This is a genomic window from Candidatus Leptovillus gracilis (assembly GCA_016716065.1).
Lineage (GTDB): Bacteria > Chloroflexota > Anaerolineae > Promineifilales > Promineifilaceae > Leptovillus > Leptovillus gracilis.
Genome location: JADJXA010000003.1, coordinates 292557 through 307556 on the forward strand (window position 1 = coordinate 292557; position 15000 = coordinate 307556).

General features: G+C 57.6%; 11 protein-coding genes. 4 read left to right on the forward strand and 7 right to left on the reverse strand.

Translation table 11 applies throughout. The features are described 5' to 3' along the window. Positions 1–24: 24 nt before the first annotated feature. The 7 genes from IPM39_10155 to IPM39_10185 form a co-directional block, all read right to left on the reverse strand. Entirely contained in the window at positions 25–1734 is a 1710-nt protein-coding gene (locus IPM39_10155; protein ID MBK8986429.1) for a sugar phosphorylase, read from the reverse strand. Positions 1735–1812: 78 nt separating this feature from the next. Next, a complete protein-coding gene (locus IPM39_10160; protein ID MBK8986430.1) occupies positions 1813–2904 on the reverse strand; it encodes an ABC transporter ATP-binding protein in 1092 nt (363 codons plus the stop codon). Between the two features lie 8 nt (positions 2905–2912). Beyond that, positions 2913–3797 (reverse strand): carbohydrate ABC transporter permease, encoded by an 885-nt coding sequence (locus tag IPM39_10165; GenBank protein MBK8986431.1) that lies wholly within the window; start codon positions 3795–3797, stop codon positions 2913–2915. Beyond that, positions 3797–5188 (reverse strand): SH3 domain-containing protein, encoded by a 1392-nt coding sequence (locus tag IPM39_10170; protein ID MBK8986432.1) that lies wholly within the window; start codon positions 5186–5188, stop codon positions 3797–3799. Before IPM39_10170 ends, IPM39_10165 begins: the two co-directional genes overlap by 1 nt. A gap of 79 nt (positions 5189–5267) precedes the next feature. Continuing rightward, a complete protein-coding gene (locus IPM39_10175; GenBank protein MBK8986433.1) occupies positions 5268–7895 on the reverse strand; it encodes an extracellular solute-binding protein in 2628 nt (875 codons plus the stop codon). Positions 7896–8188: 293 nt separating this feature from the next. Next, positions 8189–9226, reverse strand: a complete 1038-nt coding sequence (locus IPM39_10180) for a LacI family DNA-binding transcriptional regulator (GenBank protein MBK8986434.1) — start codon at positions 9224–9226, stop codon at positions 8189–8191. A 952-nt stretch (positions 9227–10178) separates the two neighbouring features. After that, positions 10179–11243 carry a hypothetical protein gene (locus IPM39_10185; GenBank protein MBK8986435.1) on the reverse strand — a complete coding sequence of 355 codons (1065 nt, stop codon included), beginning with the start codon at positions 11241–11243 and terminating at the stop codon, positions 10179–10181. A 313-nt stretch (positions 11244–11556) separates the two neighbouring features. Between IPM39_10185 and tsaA the strand changes: the two genes are divergently transcribed. The 4 genes from tsaA to IPM39_10205 all read left to right on the forward strand — a co-directional run bounded on the left by tsaA (position 11557) and on the right by IPM39_10205 (position 14961). Then, entirely contained in the window at positions 11557–12063 is a 507-nt protein-coding gene (gene tsaA, locus IPM39_10190) for a tRNA (N6-threonylcarbamoyladenosine(37)-N6)-methyltransferase TrmO (GenBank protein ID MBK8986436.1), read from the forward strand. 92 nt (positions 12064–12155) lie between these two features. Next, positions 12156–12671 carry a GyrI-like domain-containing protein gene (locus tag IPM39_10195; protein ID MBK8986437.1) on the forward strand — a complete coding sequence of 172 codons (516 nt, stop codon included), beginning with the start codon at positions 12156–12158 and terminating at the stop codon, positions 12669–12671. Next, positions 12625–13542 carry an AraC family transcriptional regulator gene (locus IPM39_10200; protein ID MBK8986438.1) on the forward strand — a complete coding sequence of 306 codons (918 nt, stop codon included), beginning with the start codon at positions 12625–12627 and terminating at the stop codon, positions 13540–13542. The genes IPM39_10195 and IPM39_10200 overlap by 47 nt, the downstream gene beginning before the upstream one ends. 201 nt (positions 13543–13743) lie before the next feature. Beyond that, complete coding sequence (locus IPM39_10205; GenBank protein MBK8986439.1) at positions 13744–14961, forward strand: YcaQ family DNA glycosylase; 1218 nt, start codon at positions 13744–13746, stop codon at positions 14959–14961. The last annotated feature ends 39 nt before the right edge of the window (positions 14962–15000 follow it).

The following is a 15000-nucleotide window of genomic DNA, read 5'->3' on the forward strand; positions in this document are numbered from 1 at the left end:
TTATAACCGGTTTTACTTGATCACTTATGTCGGCCGCAGCCAGAAAACCTGGTACGGGTGTAAGGTGAGGGAGAGATAACGGCCGTTACCCCCCACCTCTCTCCCCCCAACCACATCCCACAACGGCCTGGTTAATTCGAGCGGGCGCAAATCAATCGAGACACTCTGCCTTTGGTTAGTCACATTATGCAGGCAGAGAACGGCCTCACGGCCGTTTCCTGCCACCCGAACCAGACAAAACAGGGCCGGGTCCAGGAATAATATTTGCTGTTCCGCTGCCGGGTCAAAAACGGCCGTTTGCCCCCGCACCCGCAGCAGATGGCGGTACTGTTGAAATACCCGCTGCCGCAGCGACAGTGGATCGGCCAATTCCCGCTCCAGGTCCGCCCGCGCCAGCTTCTGCCGGTTGACAGCCCGGTTGTAGCCCAACTGCGCCACACCCTCCGGCCAGCCTCGCGAACCGAAGAGGCTGTGGAAATAAATGCCGGGCACGCCGCGCAGCGCCAGCATCATCGCCTGGGCGGCCATGAAACGCCGCGCCACCAGCTCCACATCTTCCTGCACTCCCGGTATGCCCAGGGCATCCAGGTAGTTGACGTTCAGCTCATACGGGCTGACGCTGCCGTCCGGCTGGTGGCGGTTGGAGACAAAGCCGCCCAACGCTTCTACCCGCGCCGCCAGCGCCCCGATTTGCCCCTCGCTGAGGAAGCCGCGCGCCGGGGTCAGGCCAATGCCGTCGTGGGAGGCCAGGAAGTTAAAGAAGGTGGTGCGTGGGCCGGGAAGCCGCAGCCCATCGGCCCATTGGGAGAGGGCGCTGGCGTCTCCCTGGTGGAAGGTGTGGAGCGTCAGCGGTGGCAGGGAGAAGTTGTACACCATCTGGGCCTCGTTACGGCCGTCGCCAAAATAAGAGATATTTTCCTCATGAGGCACGTTGGTTTCGGTAATCAGAATGACGTGGGGGGCTGCCTCGTCCAGCAGGGCGCGCATCAGTTGGATGATCTGATGGGTCTGCGGCAGGTGGAGGCAGCGCGTGCCGACCTCCTTCCACATAAAGGCGATGGCGTCCAGGCGGATGAATTCCGCCCCCTGGCTGACGTAGAAGAGCAACGTCTCCAGTACCTCCAGCAGCACGTCGGGGTTGCGGTAGTTCAGGTCAATCTGGTCGGGGCTAAAGGTAGTCCAGACGTGTTTGCGGCCAACGGCCGTTTCCACTTCTGTCAGTAAGGGTAAGGCGCGGGGACGGAAAACGGTTGATAAATCGGTCGTCGGCTCCACCACAGTGAAATAGTCGCGGTATCTTGGTTCGTCACGCAAAAAGCCCTGGAACCAGGCGCTCTCGGCTGAGATGTGATTGATCACGGCGTCGAACATCAGGCGGAACTGCTGTCCCAGCCGGGCTACATCCATCCAATCGCCTAAATCGGGTCGCACCTGCTGATAATCAATCACGGAGAAACCATCGTCGGAAGAGTAAGGATAGAAGGGCAGCAGGTGGATGGCGCTGACCACGGCCTGCAAATGCGCTTGACAGAAGTCGGTCAGGATGGGGAGGAACGGCTTGCCCGCCTCACCCACCTGATCGGCATAGGTGATGAGGATGGCGTCTCGGGCGGTGAGAACGGCCGTTGTCACCTCTGGCAGCCGCTTCCGATACCCCGCCATCAATGCCTCTACTCGCCCAAATGTTTCTCGCCCCACCTCCTCACCATAAATCTCTTGCAACAGTGCCAGCATAGTCCGTTACCCGTTATCCGTTATTCGTTATCCGTCGTCCGTTATCCGTATACAGCTTACGGCTTATGGATCACGGTTTCACCCATACAACACCCGTCCACTCTCCGGGTCTACCCAGCGAATCTTATCCGCCGGGAAGCGTAAATAGACCGTTTCCCCCGGTGTGACCTGGAACGTGGGGTGGGTGGCTACTTTCACCGTGTCCTGGCCAATCTCTACCGTCAGCAAATTTTGCGAACCAAGCGGTTCTACAACTAACACCTCTACCGGTAGGGAATCGGCCGCTGGTTCGGCCAGCGTTTCCATATTTTCGGCGCGGATGCCCAGAATGATACGACGGCCGTCCCACCGCGTTAACTCTGCCTGCATCGCCGCTTCCGGCGTTAAGTGGAAATCGTCGATGCTCACCTGCACCTGCCCATTGTGCCGCTGTACCTGTCCCGCCATAAAATTCATCGGCGGGTTGCCGATGAAACTGCCCACAAACAAGTTGACGGGCAAATCATATACCGTATTGGGATGGTCGAACTGCTGGATGATGCCATCCTTCATCACCGCAATACGATCGCCCATGCTCAATGCCTCAATCTGATCGTGGGTAACGTAAATCGTCGTCGCCCCAATTTCGCGCAGCAACTTCTTGAGTTCGGCGCGCATCTCCAGGCGCAGCAGCGCATCCAGGTTACTCAACGGCTCATCCATCAGCAAGATTTGGCCTTCCATGGCGATGGCCCGAGCCACGGCCACGCGTTGCCGCTGCCCGCCGCTCATCTTATTCGGGTAGCGGTCCAGCATTTCCTCGATGTGCAGCAGTTCGGCTGCGCGCCCCACCCGCCGTTCGATTTCCTTTTTTTCCAGTTTGTTCATCTTCAGGCCAAAGGCGATGTTGTCATACACCTTCATGTGCGGAAAGATGGCATAGCTCTGGAAAACCATGGAAATATGCCGTTCGCGTGGGGGCAGGTAAGTCACATCATGGCCGCCAATGCTGATGCGCCCTTCATCGGCCATGCCCAGCCCGGCAATCGCTCGCAGCAGCGTCGTTTTGCCACAGCCGGACGGCCCCAACAGCACCACAAACTCCTGGTCTTCCACCGTCAGGGAGACGTTATCAACAGCCACAAAGTCATCAAAGCGTTTGGTTACGTTCTCAATTAATATCTCTGCCATAGAATTACCTATTTCGTCACCTGCCCCCACATGTTGAACAGATAGCGGCGAATAAAAAAGATGAAAATCACCGATGGCAGGAGCATGAAGAAGCCCCCGGCAAATTTGTACGGTTCCGACGACTGCCCCAGGGAGTTGAGGACTTGGGCGGGCAGGGTGCGGTTTTGGATGGTCAGCACACTGGCGGCGAAGACCTCGTTCCAGGACATGACGAAAGTGAAAATGGCCGCCGCGGCGATGCCGGGCAGCACCAGGGGCAGCACAACCTGGCGGAACGCCTGGAAAGGGGTGCAGCCGAACACCTGCGCCGCTTCTTCCAATTCATACGGGATACTGGCGAAGACGCTGCCGATGATCAGGATGGTGGTGGGCAGCGTCAACGCCGTGTGCATCAGGGCCAGACTGTAGACGCTGTCGAAGATGCCCAGGTTGATGAAAACGACGGCCAGGGGGATGGCTAATATCACCACCGGAAAGGCGCGCACCGCCAAAATCGAAAGGCGGAAGGAGTCACGTCCGGGGAAGATGTAGCGGGAGATGGCGTAACCGGCCGGAGCCGCGATAATGGTTGAGAGGACCAGGGTAATAACGGCTACAATGATGCTGTTGATGATGCCAGACATGATACCGCTGGAATTCAAAAAGAAGCGCATCGTCTCGGTGGAGAAGGGGATGAAGGGCAGGACGCCTTTGGGAAAGGCGCGCACCTCTTCGCGGGTGGTCAGGGCCATCGAAGCAATAAAGTAAATGGGGACCAACACCCAGAGGGAGATGAGGATAGCCACCACATAGGTCAGCCCCCGGTTCAGCTTTTGGCGACGTATCATGCGCCGGTGGATGGCCTGGACTTCGGCGCTGGCTTGCACGGCCGTTACTCCTGACTGTTCACTCATCATTCCATCGCCTCCTCTTGGGTGCGCAGCATCCGCAAATAAATAATGGCGCTCACCATCGAAAGCAGCAAGATAAAGCTGGCATAAGCTGCCGCCACGTTCGGATTACGCAAATCGTTATACTGCCGGTAGGTTTCATTAGCCAACACTGTCACCACGTCACCGCCGCTGAGGGCCACGACCACGGCGAACACTTGCAGCGCCAAAATCGTGCGTAGAATCAAGGCTACCTGCAAGCTGGGGCGCAGCATGGGCAAGATGACGTGGCGCACCCGCTGCCACAACGTCGCCCCAAATACCTCGGCCGCCTCCAACACCTCGTCAGAAATCGCCTGCAAGCCGGAGACGACGATCACCATCACCAGCGCCGTGGCTCGCCACACCTCCGCCAGGCAAATGGCCACAATAATCCAGGGGAGTGTATTAGCCGATAGGAAGGTTATCGGAGAACTGATCAGCCCCAGCCCCATTAAAATCGTATTCAGATAGCCAATTTGGGTGAAAATCGAGAACCAGAGAATGCCGACAGCCAGGTCGGAGACGGCCAGGGGAATGGCGAAAATGTAAAGGAACATGGTATTGCCCTTCAGCCGCGCCTGCACCACCAGAGCCATAATCACTGCTAGGGCAAACTGGATGGGGATGATGATCAGCATCAGTAGAATGGTGGTCGCTATGGCCGGTTTGAAAAAGCGGTCGGTGACCATGCGCTCGATGTATTTGGTAGTAAACTGACCGCTGTCTCCCCGATCAATGCGCCCGCGCTCGCCCTCGCCAAAGACCTGGATATAGCGAGAAGGGGCCCAACCGGCGGCCAGTTCACCATCCTGCTCCGCCTGGACGAGATACCACACTTCCAGTGTTACCTGGTCTATGATGGTAACGGCCGTTTGCGCCGCTAATTGCCCCAACACTTCGCTGTTGTCATTCGGTTCACTGTACAAACTGGTCAGCGGGTCGGCCGCCGCGCCAATACGGGTGCGGATAGAGCCGGTCAACGGCGTGCCGTCCGCTGCCTCACTTCGTATGCGGACTCGGGTTTCCGGGGACCAGCCTGTCATCATACGCCCCGCCTCATCCTCGCCGCTGATCTGGAACCAGAGTTCGATAAGCAGCGTTCGCCTATCCGCCAGCAGTTCCGGCGGGATGAAGTTGCCCTGGCGGTCTAGTACCTCCACCTGGCTGCCTTGGGGTAAACGGGCAATCACCGGGCTGTCCTGGTCTGCCTCCTCACGCAGCGTCAGCAGCGCATTCTGCTCCCAAACCGCCAGACGCAGCGCCTGCACCATCGGCCAGGCAAAAAAGAGCATGAGGTAGATAATTGAAGGCAGGATGAGCAGGTAAGGAATCCAGTTAATCCGCCGTTTCCGTTTAATGTTTCCTTCTGTCACGATCCAGGGTCCTTTAGAGAGAGTAAACAGTGAACAGTGAGCTGATGACTGCTCACTGTTCACTGCTCCTGCTCACTGATTATTGAACCTGGCAGGGGCCATCACTGGGCGGGTCTGGGGCCCAGCAGGCCGCGCCGGTATCGTCCATCAGCGCCTGCAAGTTTGCCCCTTCTTCGGCCAACACGGTGGCAATGTCCTCGCCATTAAGGACAACCCGGTCAAAAGCATTGCGGAAAATCTGGTTGATCTCACCGCCGCGTTCGCCCAGGCCCACCGGCAGCAGCGCCGGTAAGGCGTCCGGGGCATTGGCCTGCGCCGTCACCGCGCCGGCCTCAAGGGCCACGCCTGCGGGCAAGTCAGAAAAGTCTACACCGCCGACCACCGGGAAGAAGCCCAACTCTTTCAAGATGCGCTCCTGCACCACCGGCCGGGTCAGGTACTCAATTACCGCCGCGCCAGCCTCTGGGTCAGGGGCGTCGGCGGGGATACCCAGCCCCACGACCACCGGCATGAAGCCGCGGCCAGCCGGCCCCGCCGGGGCAGGGAAGGCCACAAACGTATCCGGTTCAGCGTTGAAGGCGTTAATCAGGCGGGCGGTGTGGTCAAAAGCGACCCAGACTTCACCGGCCAGCAGCGGTTCTTGCATGAATGCGTAATTGATCGATTGGGGATGCACGGCCGGCCACAGACTATCCCGCGCCCATTCCAGCATCGCCGCCGCCTCGTCGCTCTGGAAAGTGCTGACCATACCGCCGGTGAAGGAAGGCCACATGTAGCCCTGCAGGAAGCGATTGAACAGCCCGGCGTGGGGCAGGCCGCAGCGCGGTTCGCCCGTCTCGGCCAGCAAGTTTTGACACCATTCGCCGAACTGCTCCCAGGTGAGGGCGTTCAGGTCGGCCCCGGCGGGTAGATAGGCCAGGGCGTCGTTGTGGGCGGCCATAATGTAGGTGGCCTGCATCCAGGGCACGTAGTAGAGGAAGTCGTCGCTACCCAGCAAACCCGTCTCCAGGAAGGCCGGGACGATGTCTCTGTCGGCCTGCAAATCTTCGGCCAGGTCAATTAGGTTGCTCATAGCGTCGGCGCTGGCCAGAGGTGGGAAGGTACCGTGCAGTGCGCCCGCTACGTCAATCGTGCCGCTGCCTGCCTGGCTGCCCGCCAGGACCAGGTCCAGCAGCGGGCCTTCCTCAGAGCCGGTCACGTCGAAGCCGCCATCGGCCAGGATGCTGCGGAAGATTTCCTGCTCTTCGACGGGGACGAATTGGGTGGAGAAGAACACGGCTGGTGATTGCTCAACCATCAGCGGTGCGGCCGGTGCGGCAGTTGCTTCACCCAATGGCGCGACCGGGCAGGGACCATCGCTGACGGCGTCTGGCGCCCAGCAAGGCGCGCCAGTTTCGTTCATCAGAGTGGCCAGATTGTTACCTTCCTCGTCGAGAACGGCCGTTATCTCTTCGCCATTCAACACAATCCGGTCAAACGCATTGCGGTAGATCTGGTTAATCTCGCCACCGCGTTCACCTAGGCCCACCGGCAGCAGCGCCGGGAGCGCATCCGGGGCGTTGGCCTGCGCTGTCACCGCCGCCGCTTCAATGGCCACCCCGGCCGGTAAATCAGAGAAATCCACCCCGCCGACCACCGGGAAGAAGCCCAACTCTTTCAAGACTGCTTCCTGTACGTCCGGCCGGGTGAGGAATTCGATGACTGCCTCGCCAGCCGCCGGATTGGGCGCATCGGCCGGGATGCCGAGACCAACGACCACCGGCATGAAGCCGCGACCGGCCGGACCGGCCGGGGCTGCAAAGGCTATAAAGTTATCCGGATCGGCGTTGAAGGCGTCAATCAGGCGGGCGGTGTGGTCAAAAGCTACCCATACTTCGCCGGACAACAGCGCCTCTTGCATGAAGCTGTAGTTGATGGATTGGGGGTGGATGGTCGGCCACAGGCTGTCGCGCGCCCATTCCATCATGGCGATGGCTTCGTTGCTGCGGAAGTTGCCCACCATGCCGCCGGTGAAGGAGGGCCACATGTAACCTTGCAGGAAACGGTTAAAAAGGCCGGCGTGGGGCAGGCCGCAGCGCGGTTCACTTGTCTCATCCAGAATGTTCTGGCACCATTCGGCGAACTGTTCCCAGGTCAGGTTGTCCAAATCGGCCCCGGCGGGCAGGTAGGGTAGGGCGTCATTATGGGCGGCCATGATGTAGGTGGCCTGCATCCAGGGGATGTAATTGAGGAAGTCATCCGTGCCAAGCAGGCCGGTCTCGAGGAAGGCCGGGGCGAAATCGCGACTGTCGGAGAGATCTTCGGCCAGGTCAATCAGGTTGCGCATGGCGTCGGCGCGGGCCAGAGGTGGATAGGTGCCATGCAGCGCGCCGATCACGTCTATTGTGCCCTGCCCAGCCTGGCTTCCGGCCAGCACCAGGTCAATCAGGGGGCCTTCTTCGGAGCCTGTCACGTCGAAGCCGCCTTCGGCCAAGATGCGGCGGAAGGTTTCTTGCTCTTCGACAGGCACAAATTGGGTGGAGAAGAAGACCGCGTCGCCAACAGCGACGGGTTCGGCTGGAGCTGGCGCTTCTTCGACGGGGGCCGGGGCTTCTTCGACCGGGGCTGGCGCTGGAGTTGGCGCAGCCGGGGTGTCACCGCCGCCACAGGCGACGATGAGCAGGACGGCGCTCAGTAAGAGCGCGAGTAATTTGAGATAACGAGACATGCTTTTCTTTCCTCCTCAGGGGATTGGGGACGGATGACGCGGATGGACGCGGATATGGGTAGAATCAACGTTATCCGTTCGGTTCACATTAAAAGCAGACAAAGTTCGTCAGACGAGACATTTCCTCTACAAAATATTGTGTCCGTGTCACATCGAGTGAAACGAAACATCCTGACGACCTCGGTCGTTGCAAACGATTGAGATGCTTCGGAAGGCCTCAACATAACCTGTTTACTGTTAGTTTCAGTCAATCACCTCCTCTTTTATGGGATAGGGCGATTTGGAAAATCGCTCTACGATGAAGTCAGCGGTGTAATAGGTGGTCCGCTTGATTCACGGATGATAAGTGTTGGCTCTAGCAGGATGTGGGCTGGAGTGGGCAAAAGACCATTGACCAGGGCGATGAGCATGGCGCAGACTTGCCGGCCAATTTCGTAAATGGGTTGGTGGATGGTGGTGAGGGGTGGGGAGGTATAGGCGGCCAGGGGGATGTCATCGAAGCCACCCAGAGCGATGTCGTGGCCGACTTGCAGGCCGTGCTGTTGGATACGGTTGATGGCTCCAATGGCCATGAGATCGTTGCTGGCGATAACGGCCGTTATCCCCAACCCCGCCCCCAACAACTGTCCAGCCGCTTCCGCGCCCCCCCGCTGCGTCAGGTCGCCCGCCACCAGCCACTCCGGGGCAACGACTAGCCCATTGGCGGCCATCGTCTCCAGAAACCCTTCACGCCGCAAACGGCCGAACATCAGATTGTCTGGCGGGGCGATAAAACTGATACGCCGATGCCCCAAGTCAATAAAATGCTGCACTAGCAAGCGCATCCCGGCAGCACTGTCCTCGTCTACGTAAGGAAAATCCAGGTCACAGCAGGAACGGCCAAAAGCGACAAAGGGAAAGTTATGTTTATGTAGCAGACGGACGCGGGCGTCATCCTCTCGCGTGCGCACCACAATCATCCCGTCCACCCAGCCGCCCTGGGCAGCGCGTTGGTATGCTTGCTGTTCACCAGGGCTATCAGGGGCGTGGGTGGAGACGAGCAGATCATATTCGTGGGCGGTCGTTTCGTTGCCAATCCCGGCTAAAAATTCACTGAAAAAGGGGTCAGAAAAACGGGGGCCAAAGGTGGGTAGGATGAAGCCAATGGTGTCGGTGCGCTGCTTTTGCAGGCGGCGCGCCAGAAGGTTGGGGCGGTAGCCTAACTCTTGGGCGATCTGACGGATCTGTTGGCGTGTTTCCACTGCCACATCGTCATAGTCAGCCAGCCCGCGTGATACAGTAGTAATGGAAACGCCTGCTTTGTGGGCGATGTCCTTGAGTGTAACGGCCATACGCACTTCCCTTCCGCGCGATTCAGACAAAGGTTTGAAAAGGAAAAAAGGCTCCCAAAACGTTTCGGGAACCTTTTACAATATAATTCAAAACGTTTTGGAAGTCAATGTACGGCTTACTCGGGCAGCAATTCGAAATATGACTCAACCGGGTTCAAACTCAAGCTGGACAAACATATATCTGAGTACTGAACTCATCAGTATAGCCAAATCAGGCCACACCTTCTGGAAGTGTGTCCTTTCAATCTAACAACAAGCAGCACAAACCGCTCATCGAAGCACTGGCGTGGCATTCAGCGCTCCAGTGATCCAATCAATTTGCTGCTTCTCATTCTCAACCCATACATTATTTGAGAAGGTTATATTTGACGACATTTGCGCAGCAGTATTGTCAGTTATTGAGAATTCGTTCTGGGAATCAGGTACATACACTTTGGTTTCGACTTGTTTTCGATTGTGCGTCGCAAACATAGTGGTTAAGAAAGTGAGGCATGGTTCATTTAAAGCTAATGGTGCTTTACAAATTTAACAAGAAGAGGTGTCATGCTGAGGTCCCCCGAAGCATCCCCTCCTCTGGCGGGAGCGGGATGCTTCGCTCCGAAGACTCCGCTCAGCATGACAATGCCGCGTAAATTTGTAAAGATGATATTTTGCTCGATGAACCATGCCGAAAGTGATAAACACGGCCGTTTTCGATCCGTGTTTTTAGCTACTAAACACACTTTTTTTACAGCTCTACATGCCCCTTGTAACCGTACATACATTTTTAGTATGTACAAGAAGTTGTTATGGAAAGGTTGGTATTTGACTGCCACTTTGATTACAAATGACCTTTAATCAAGGCCCTTGTCGAGCGTGTGGAAGCAGCGGTTGGCGCCATGAGTGAAAGTGTTTGGCGTCACTACTTGAAAGCGAGCGCCGTTTGAATGCGTTTACGGCCGTTGTTCCCTCATCAGTCCCACAATTCAAACTCGCCCCACTGCCCGGCTGGTGACTGTTCATGGGCAAAATGGATCTTGTCAATAACGGCTTCTATTTGGTGACGCAGCGATGCGAGGTTGCTTTGAATATAAATATCACGCGCTTCGTAAGCCCAGTCCAGAGCGCGTTCTTGTTGACCGCGGGCGGCTTCTACCTGGGCAAGGCGCTGCATGGCCCCGGCGATGATGCGCTCTTCTGGGTGGTAGTCACGGCCGTATGACGCAATCTGGCGCCAAACCGTTTCTGCTTCCGCCTGCCTTTTCTGCAAATACAGAATATCGCCCTGCCTGAGTTGTATCATGGGCAGCGATTCCAGGTTATTCGTGGTTCTGAGAATTGCCTGTGCCTGGTCGGCGTAAGATAAAGCCGAGGCAAAGTTACACGATTTCATGAAGACACCGGCCTGGGCGTGAGCGATAAGCGCCAGGTGCATGGTGGGCCACTCTTCCTGTCCGTTGGCGCAGGCTATTGCTTCTGCTTCCTGCAGATAGCGCTTCGCCAGAGTCAAATCGCCCCATTCGGTATAAAGCACACCCAGATGCCGCCGGACGCGCACCCCGTCGGGGACAATTTCCAGCCGGTCACAAATCTCCTGGACGCGCTGAAAGTTGGTTCTGGCCTCCTCGTAAAGCTGTTCTTCAACTGATACCCAGCCCAATCGGGAACGCGCCTGTGCTTCGACCGCCAGATCGCCCCGGGCGATGGCCGCTTCCAAATAGCGCTGGTTAACCTGACGGTAAGCTGTCCACTGGCTTCGTTCCCACAAATGTTCGGCAATGGGTCCCCAAAGCAGGTACAGTGATTCCCAATCTTTTGTCTGGTAAGCATAATCTGACGCTTGTTGGATATTGTGAAAGTCCAGTTGCACTTCCTCGTATTTGCCCCGCCGCTCAGATGCGTACTGCGCGTACCAGGCCACAAACTGTCCCTTTAAGACAGCATACTGCGGCAGATGCTGGACGTAATCGGCCGCGTACTCATGCAGCAGCGGATGCAGGCTCAAGGTGTGGCTGTTGTGATGTTGCAGCAGAGACATCTCTTCCAACTGCGTAAGCAGCGTCTCTGGCAGGTGCGCCTTGGCGGCGATGTGGATGAGCGCTGTTTTGGGGATGAGAGGGCTGGCGAAGAGGCCGCACAGAGCAAAAAACAGGCGGACACCCCTTTATCAGTAGATATGGCGGATATGAGGGATAGCTGAGGCAGCCGGGTAAAGGACGCAAAATTTATCAGATTCAGCCTGATAGCCGGGCAAACACAGGCGGGCAAGCCAGCAAACAGAGTCAGGCGGAACGGCCGTTTCTTCGCTATTCTGTCAGTAGTTAACCAATCTGTCTGAAAAGGAGCAACCCATGTTTACCCAGAACAGTGAAGAAACAAACACCTACACCGTACAGCCCATCGGGACCGTGCATCGCCCGGAAAGTGGCTATTGCCTGCATATCGCCCCACCCTATCGCGCTGGCCTGAAGCAGTTAGAACACTTCAGCCACGTTATTGTCTTGTGGTGGGCCGATCGGCAGGACACGTCGGAAAGCCGGCGCGAGATGACCTGTTACCCGCCTTACGCGCCTGACAAGCTCACCGGCGTCTTCGCCACACGCGCCGAATATCGCCCAAACCCTATTGGCCTGACGGTCTGTGAAATCATCGCCCTGGATGAAGCCAACGGTATTATTCAGGTGCGCAACGTAGACGCCTTCGAGGGCACGCCTATTCTCGACCTCAAAGGCTACTTTCCGGTTTGTGATCGCGTGAAAGACGCCCACATTCCTGATTGGCTGGATTGGGGGTTGGATTGGCTGCCTGAAGAAGGCATGGGCCTGTACGAAGAATATGAGGCAGCGCAGGCCGCCTGATCCCTCGGCCCGGCCAGTCGTTGGCTACGCAAATTGCCAACGACTGGCCGGGCTTTTGTTATACTTGGGGCCATCAAAGGATGGATGGCGCTATGAACCCACAAATCGTACGCAAAGAACAGACGTGGCTGGCTGGTTTCAGTTTCTACGGCGACCCCTTCCGTCTCAGTCCTGGCTGGACGGAAGAAAACGAAATCGGCCGGCTCTGGCAGCGTTTCATGGCTTACCTGGCGAGTCTGGACGAAGCAGGCCGCGCCTTCATTGCCCGGCCCGGTATAGCTTACGAGGTGCACGTCTATAATGAGGAGACGCGCAACAGCGGCCTGTTTGAAGTCTTCGTCGGCGTTAAACTGGCCGAAGGCGCGCCAGTTCCCCTGGAAGCGGTCGTTAAGGTGTTGCCGGCGACCACCTATGCCGTATTTACGCTGCGTGGCCAGGAAATTGTGGGTGACTGGTCGCTGGCAATTTATGGCGAATGGTTACCTGAATCTGGCTACGAACTGGCTCACCAGTACCACATCCAGTATCACGATGGCAGCTTCAAAGGGTTCGACTACCTGGATGAATCGAGCCTGGACGTTTACGTTCCCATCCGCCCGAAAGCGTGACATGGCCTATCTGGAAGCGTTTCCCGAAGCGACCACGACGCAGTTGGCGATGGCGACGGCCGTGCAGTTCATCGAAAACCATCTGCACGCTGACATCAAAGTAGCCGATATGGCCACGGCCGTTCACTATTCCCTCTTCCACTTTTGTCGCATCTTCAACCAGGTCACCCATCACCCCCCTTACGACTACCTTGTCCGTCGCCGTCTGACGGAGGCGGCGCACTGGCTGGCAGACGGCGCGCGTGTCACCGAGGTCGCTCTGGATTGCCAATTTGGCAGCCCGGAAGCGTTCTCGCGGGCCTTCAAACGTCTGTTTGGTCTGCTGCCCAGCCAGTGGCAAAAATCAGGCTGGATTGATCCCCGCTGCTTTATGACGCCGCTCACCCCGGCGCACCTGGCCCATCGCAGCAATGCGGCAAGTGTGCGGCCGCAGGTAGTAGAACGGCCGTCGCGCATGTTAGCCGGTCTGATGACGGCCGTGGATGAAGCGGCAACGGCCGTGCCCCACCTGTGGCAGACGCTGCGAGAGTGTTTAGACGGGGCGCTGGCGCAGCAGCCGGCCTGGGCCGTGCGTCACTACGTGCCCCACTATCCAAATGTCGGCGTCTACTACCTGGCCGCCGTGGAAACAGCCGCCAACATCGCTTTTCCCCCTGTGCTGGTTAACAAGACAATGCCGTCCGGCCTGTATGCCTGTTTCGCGCTCCCTGCCTCCGTTGCCGCGCGTCAGCTCCTGAACGACTATATCTATCAGACCTGGCTGCCGCAGTCCAGGTACCAACTCAGCTACCCACTGGAGGCTTTGGCTTTTACGGGGTGGACAGGGGAGCCTGTGTCCGCCACCCTGGAAATCCCCATCATGCCAGTGTGAGCCGCTGCCGCCAGAACAAGACGACGGCCGTTTTACTGGCCGACCTCAGTAGCCCCGATTTCATAATCACGTTTGTGTCCCACACGAGAGCGCGAAAAGGATTTTGTGGCTACCTTTGAAACCCCCGGCCTGGGCTTGTGGAACAATTGTTCCAGGTTTGGGGTTGCACTACAATAGGCCAAAGAAAGACGGAGGTCTGTGATGGTGACTTTGACCCGACAAGCGTCGCGACGACTGGCGATTTCACGACAACATTTAGATGCGGCGGAACGGCCGTGTCTGCTCGATCTCATCCGTGACTTGGGCTGTGTACAGTTAGACCCCATCCGGCACGTGGAGCGCACCCACTTGCTGGTCTTGTGGAGCCGTCTGGGGGCGTTCGACAGGGCCGAACTGGAACGGCTGCGGTTTGAAGAGCGGGCACTTTTCGAGTATTGGGCACACGCCGCGTCGTTGGTGCTGATGGAGGAATGGCCGGTACACCACTGGTATATGCGTCATTTGCAGGCAAAGCCAGAGTCCAAATGGTTTGAAGAGCGCCGTGAAGTGCTCGAACCAATACTGGCCGATATGATGACAGAATTTCGGCAGGCGCCGAAGATGTCACGCGAGTTGAGCCTGGCGGATGATCCGCGATTTGACAGTCGTTGGTGGAGTGGGCGCTATGTGCCGGTACTGATTGACCATCTTTGGTCGCGGGGAGTGATTACGGTTTACGGCCGTCCTCACAATAACCACCGGCTCTGGGGTCTGGCCGAAGAATTTTGGCCGGCGTGGACCCCACGCGAAACGTGGAGCGAGGAACAGGTGACGCGCTTTGCCGCGCAAAAAGCCGTGCGGGCATTAGGCGTGGCGACTCCCAAACAGATCAAGCAGCACTATACGAGAGGGCGCTATCCGAAACTAACGGCCGTGTTGAAAAAGCTGGTGGACGAAGGTGTATTATTGGAAGCAACCATCCTGGGCAGCGAGGAGATGCCCCTGCCCGGCCCCTGGTACTTACACCGGGAAGATACCGCCCTGCTGGCCCAGATTCAGGCCGAAGACTGGCACGGCCGTACCACCCTGCTCTCCCCCTTCGACAACCTGATTTGCGACCGTGACCGCACCGAGCAGTTATTCGATTTCTACTACCGCATTGAAATCTATGTGCCACCCAACAAGCGGACGTATGGGTATTACGTGCTGCCCATCTTGCACCACGACCGCCTGATTGGACGCATTGACGCCGGCATGAACCGAAAAACCAACACCCTGCATCTGCACAACGTGTATGCGGAGGAGGGAGCGCCAGGCGATGGGCCAACAGTACAGGCCATTTCTCAGGCCGCGGCCGGGTTGGGGCAGTTTTTGGGCGCAAAAGACCTGACATGGGGTTGCGTGCCTGATGTTTGGAAAGAACTAAAGCTGGCTCTTTAGGAATTCAAGGGGTTGACAGCAAATGATGCATGATACGTG

What these genes read in the sequence shown, in the direction of transcription:
- IPM39_10155 (MBK8986429.1), bottom strand. Translation starts at nt 1,734, where the DNA reads ATGCTGGCACTGTTGCAAGAGATTTATGGTGAGGAGGTGGGGCGAGAA.
- IPM39_10160 (MBK8986430.1), bottom strand. Translation starts at nt 2,904, where the DNA reads ATGGCAGAGATATTAATTGAGAACGTAACCAAACGCTTTGATGACTTT.
- IPM39_10165 (MBK8986431.1), bottom strand. Translation starts at nt 3,797, where the DNA reads ATGAGTGAACAGTCAGGAGTAACGGCCGTGCAAGCCAGCGCCGAAGTC.
- IPM39_10175 (MBK8986433.1), bottom strand. Translation starts at nt 7,895, where the DNA reads ATGTCTCGTTATCTCAAATTACTCGCGCTCTTACTGAGCGCCGTCCTG.
- IPM39_10180 (MBK8986434.1), bottom strand. Translation starts at nt 9,226, where the DNA reads ATGGCCGTTACACTCAAGGACATCGCCCACAAAGCAGGCGTTTCCATT.
- IPM39_10185 (MBK8986435.1), bottom strand. Translation starts at nt 11,243, where the DNA reads ATGTCTCTGCTGCAACATCACAACAGCCACACCTTGAGCCTGCATCCG.
- tsaA (MBK8986436.1), top strand. Translation starts at nt 11,557, where the DNA reads ATGTTTACCCAGAACAGTGAAGAAACAAACACCTACACCGTACAGCCC.
- IPM39_10195 (MBK8986437.1), top strand. Translation starts at nt 12,156, where the DNA reads ATGAACCCACAAATCGTACGCAAAGAACAGACGTGGCTGGCTGGTTTC.
- IPM39_10200 (MBK8986438.1), top strand. Translation starts at nt 12,625, where the DNA reads ATGAATCGAGCCTGGACGTTTACGTTCCCATCCGCCCGAAAGCGTGAC.
- IPM39_10205 (MBK8986439.1), top strand. Translation starts at nt 13,744, where the DNA reads ATGGTGACTTTGACCCGACAAGCGTCGCGACGACTGGCGATTTCACGA.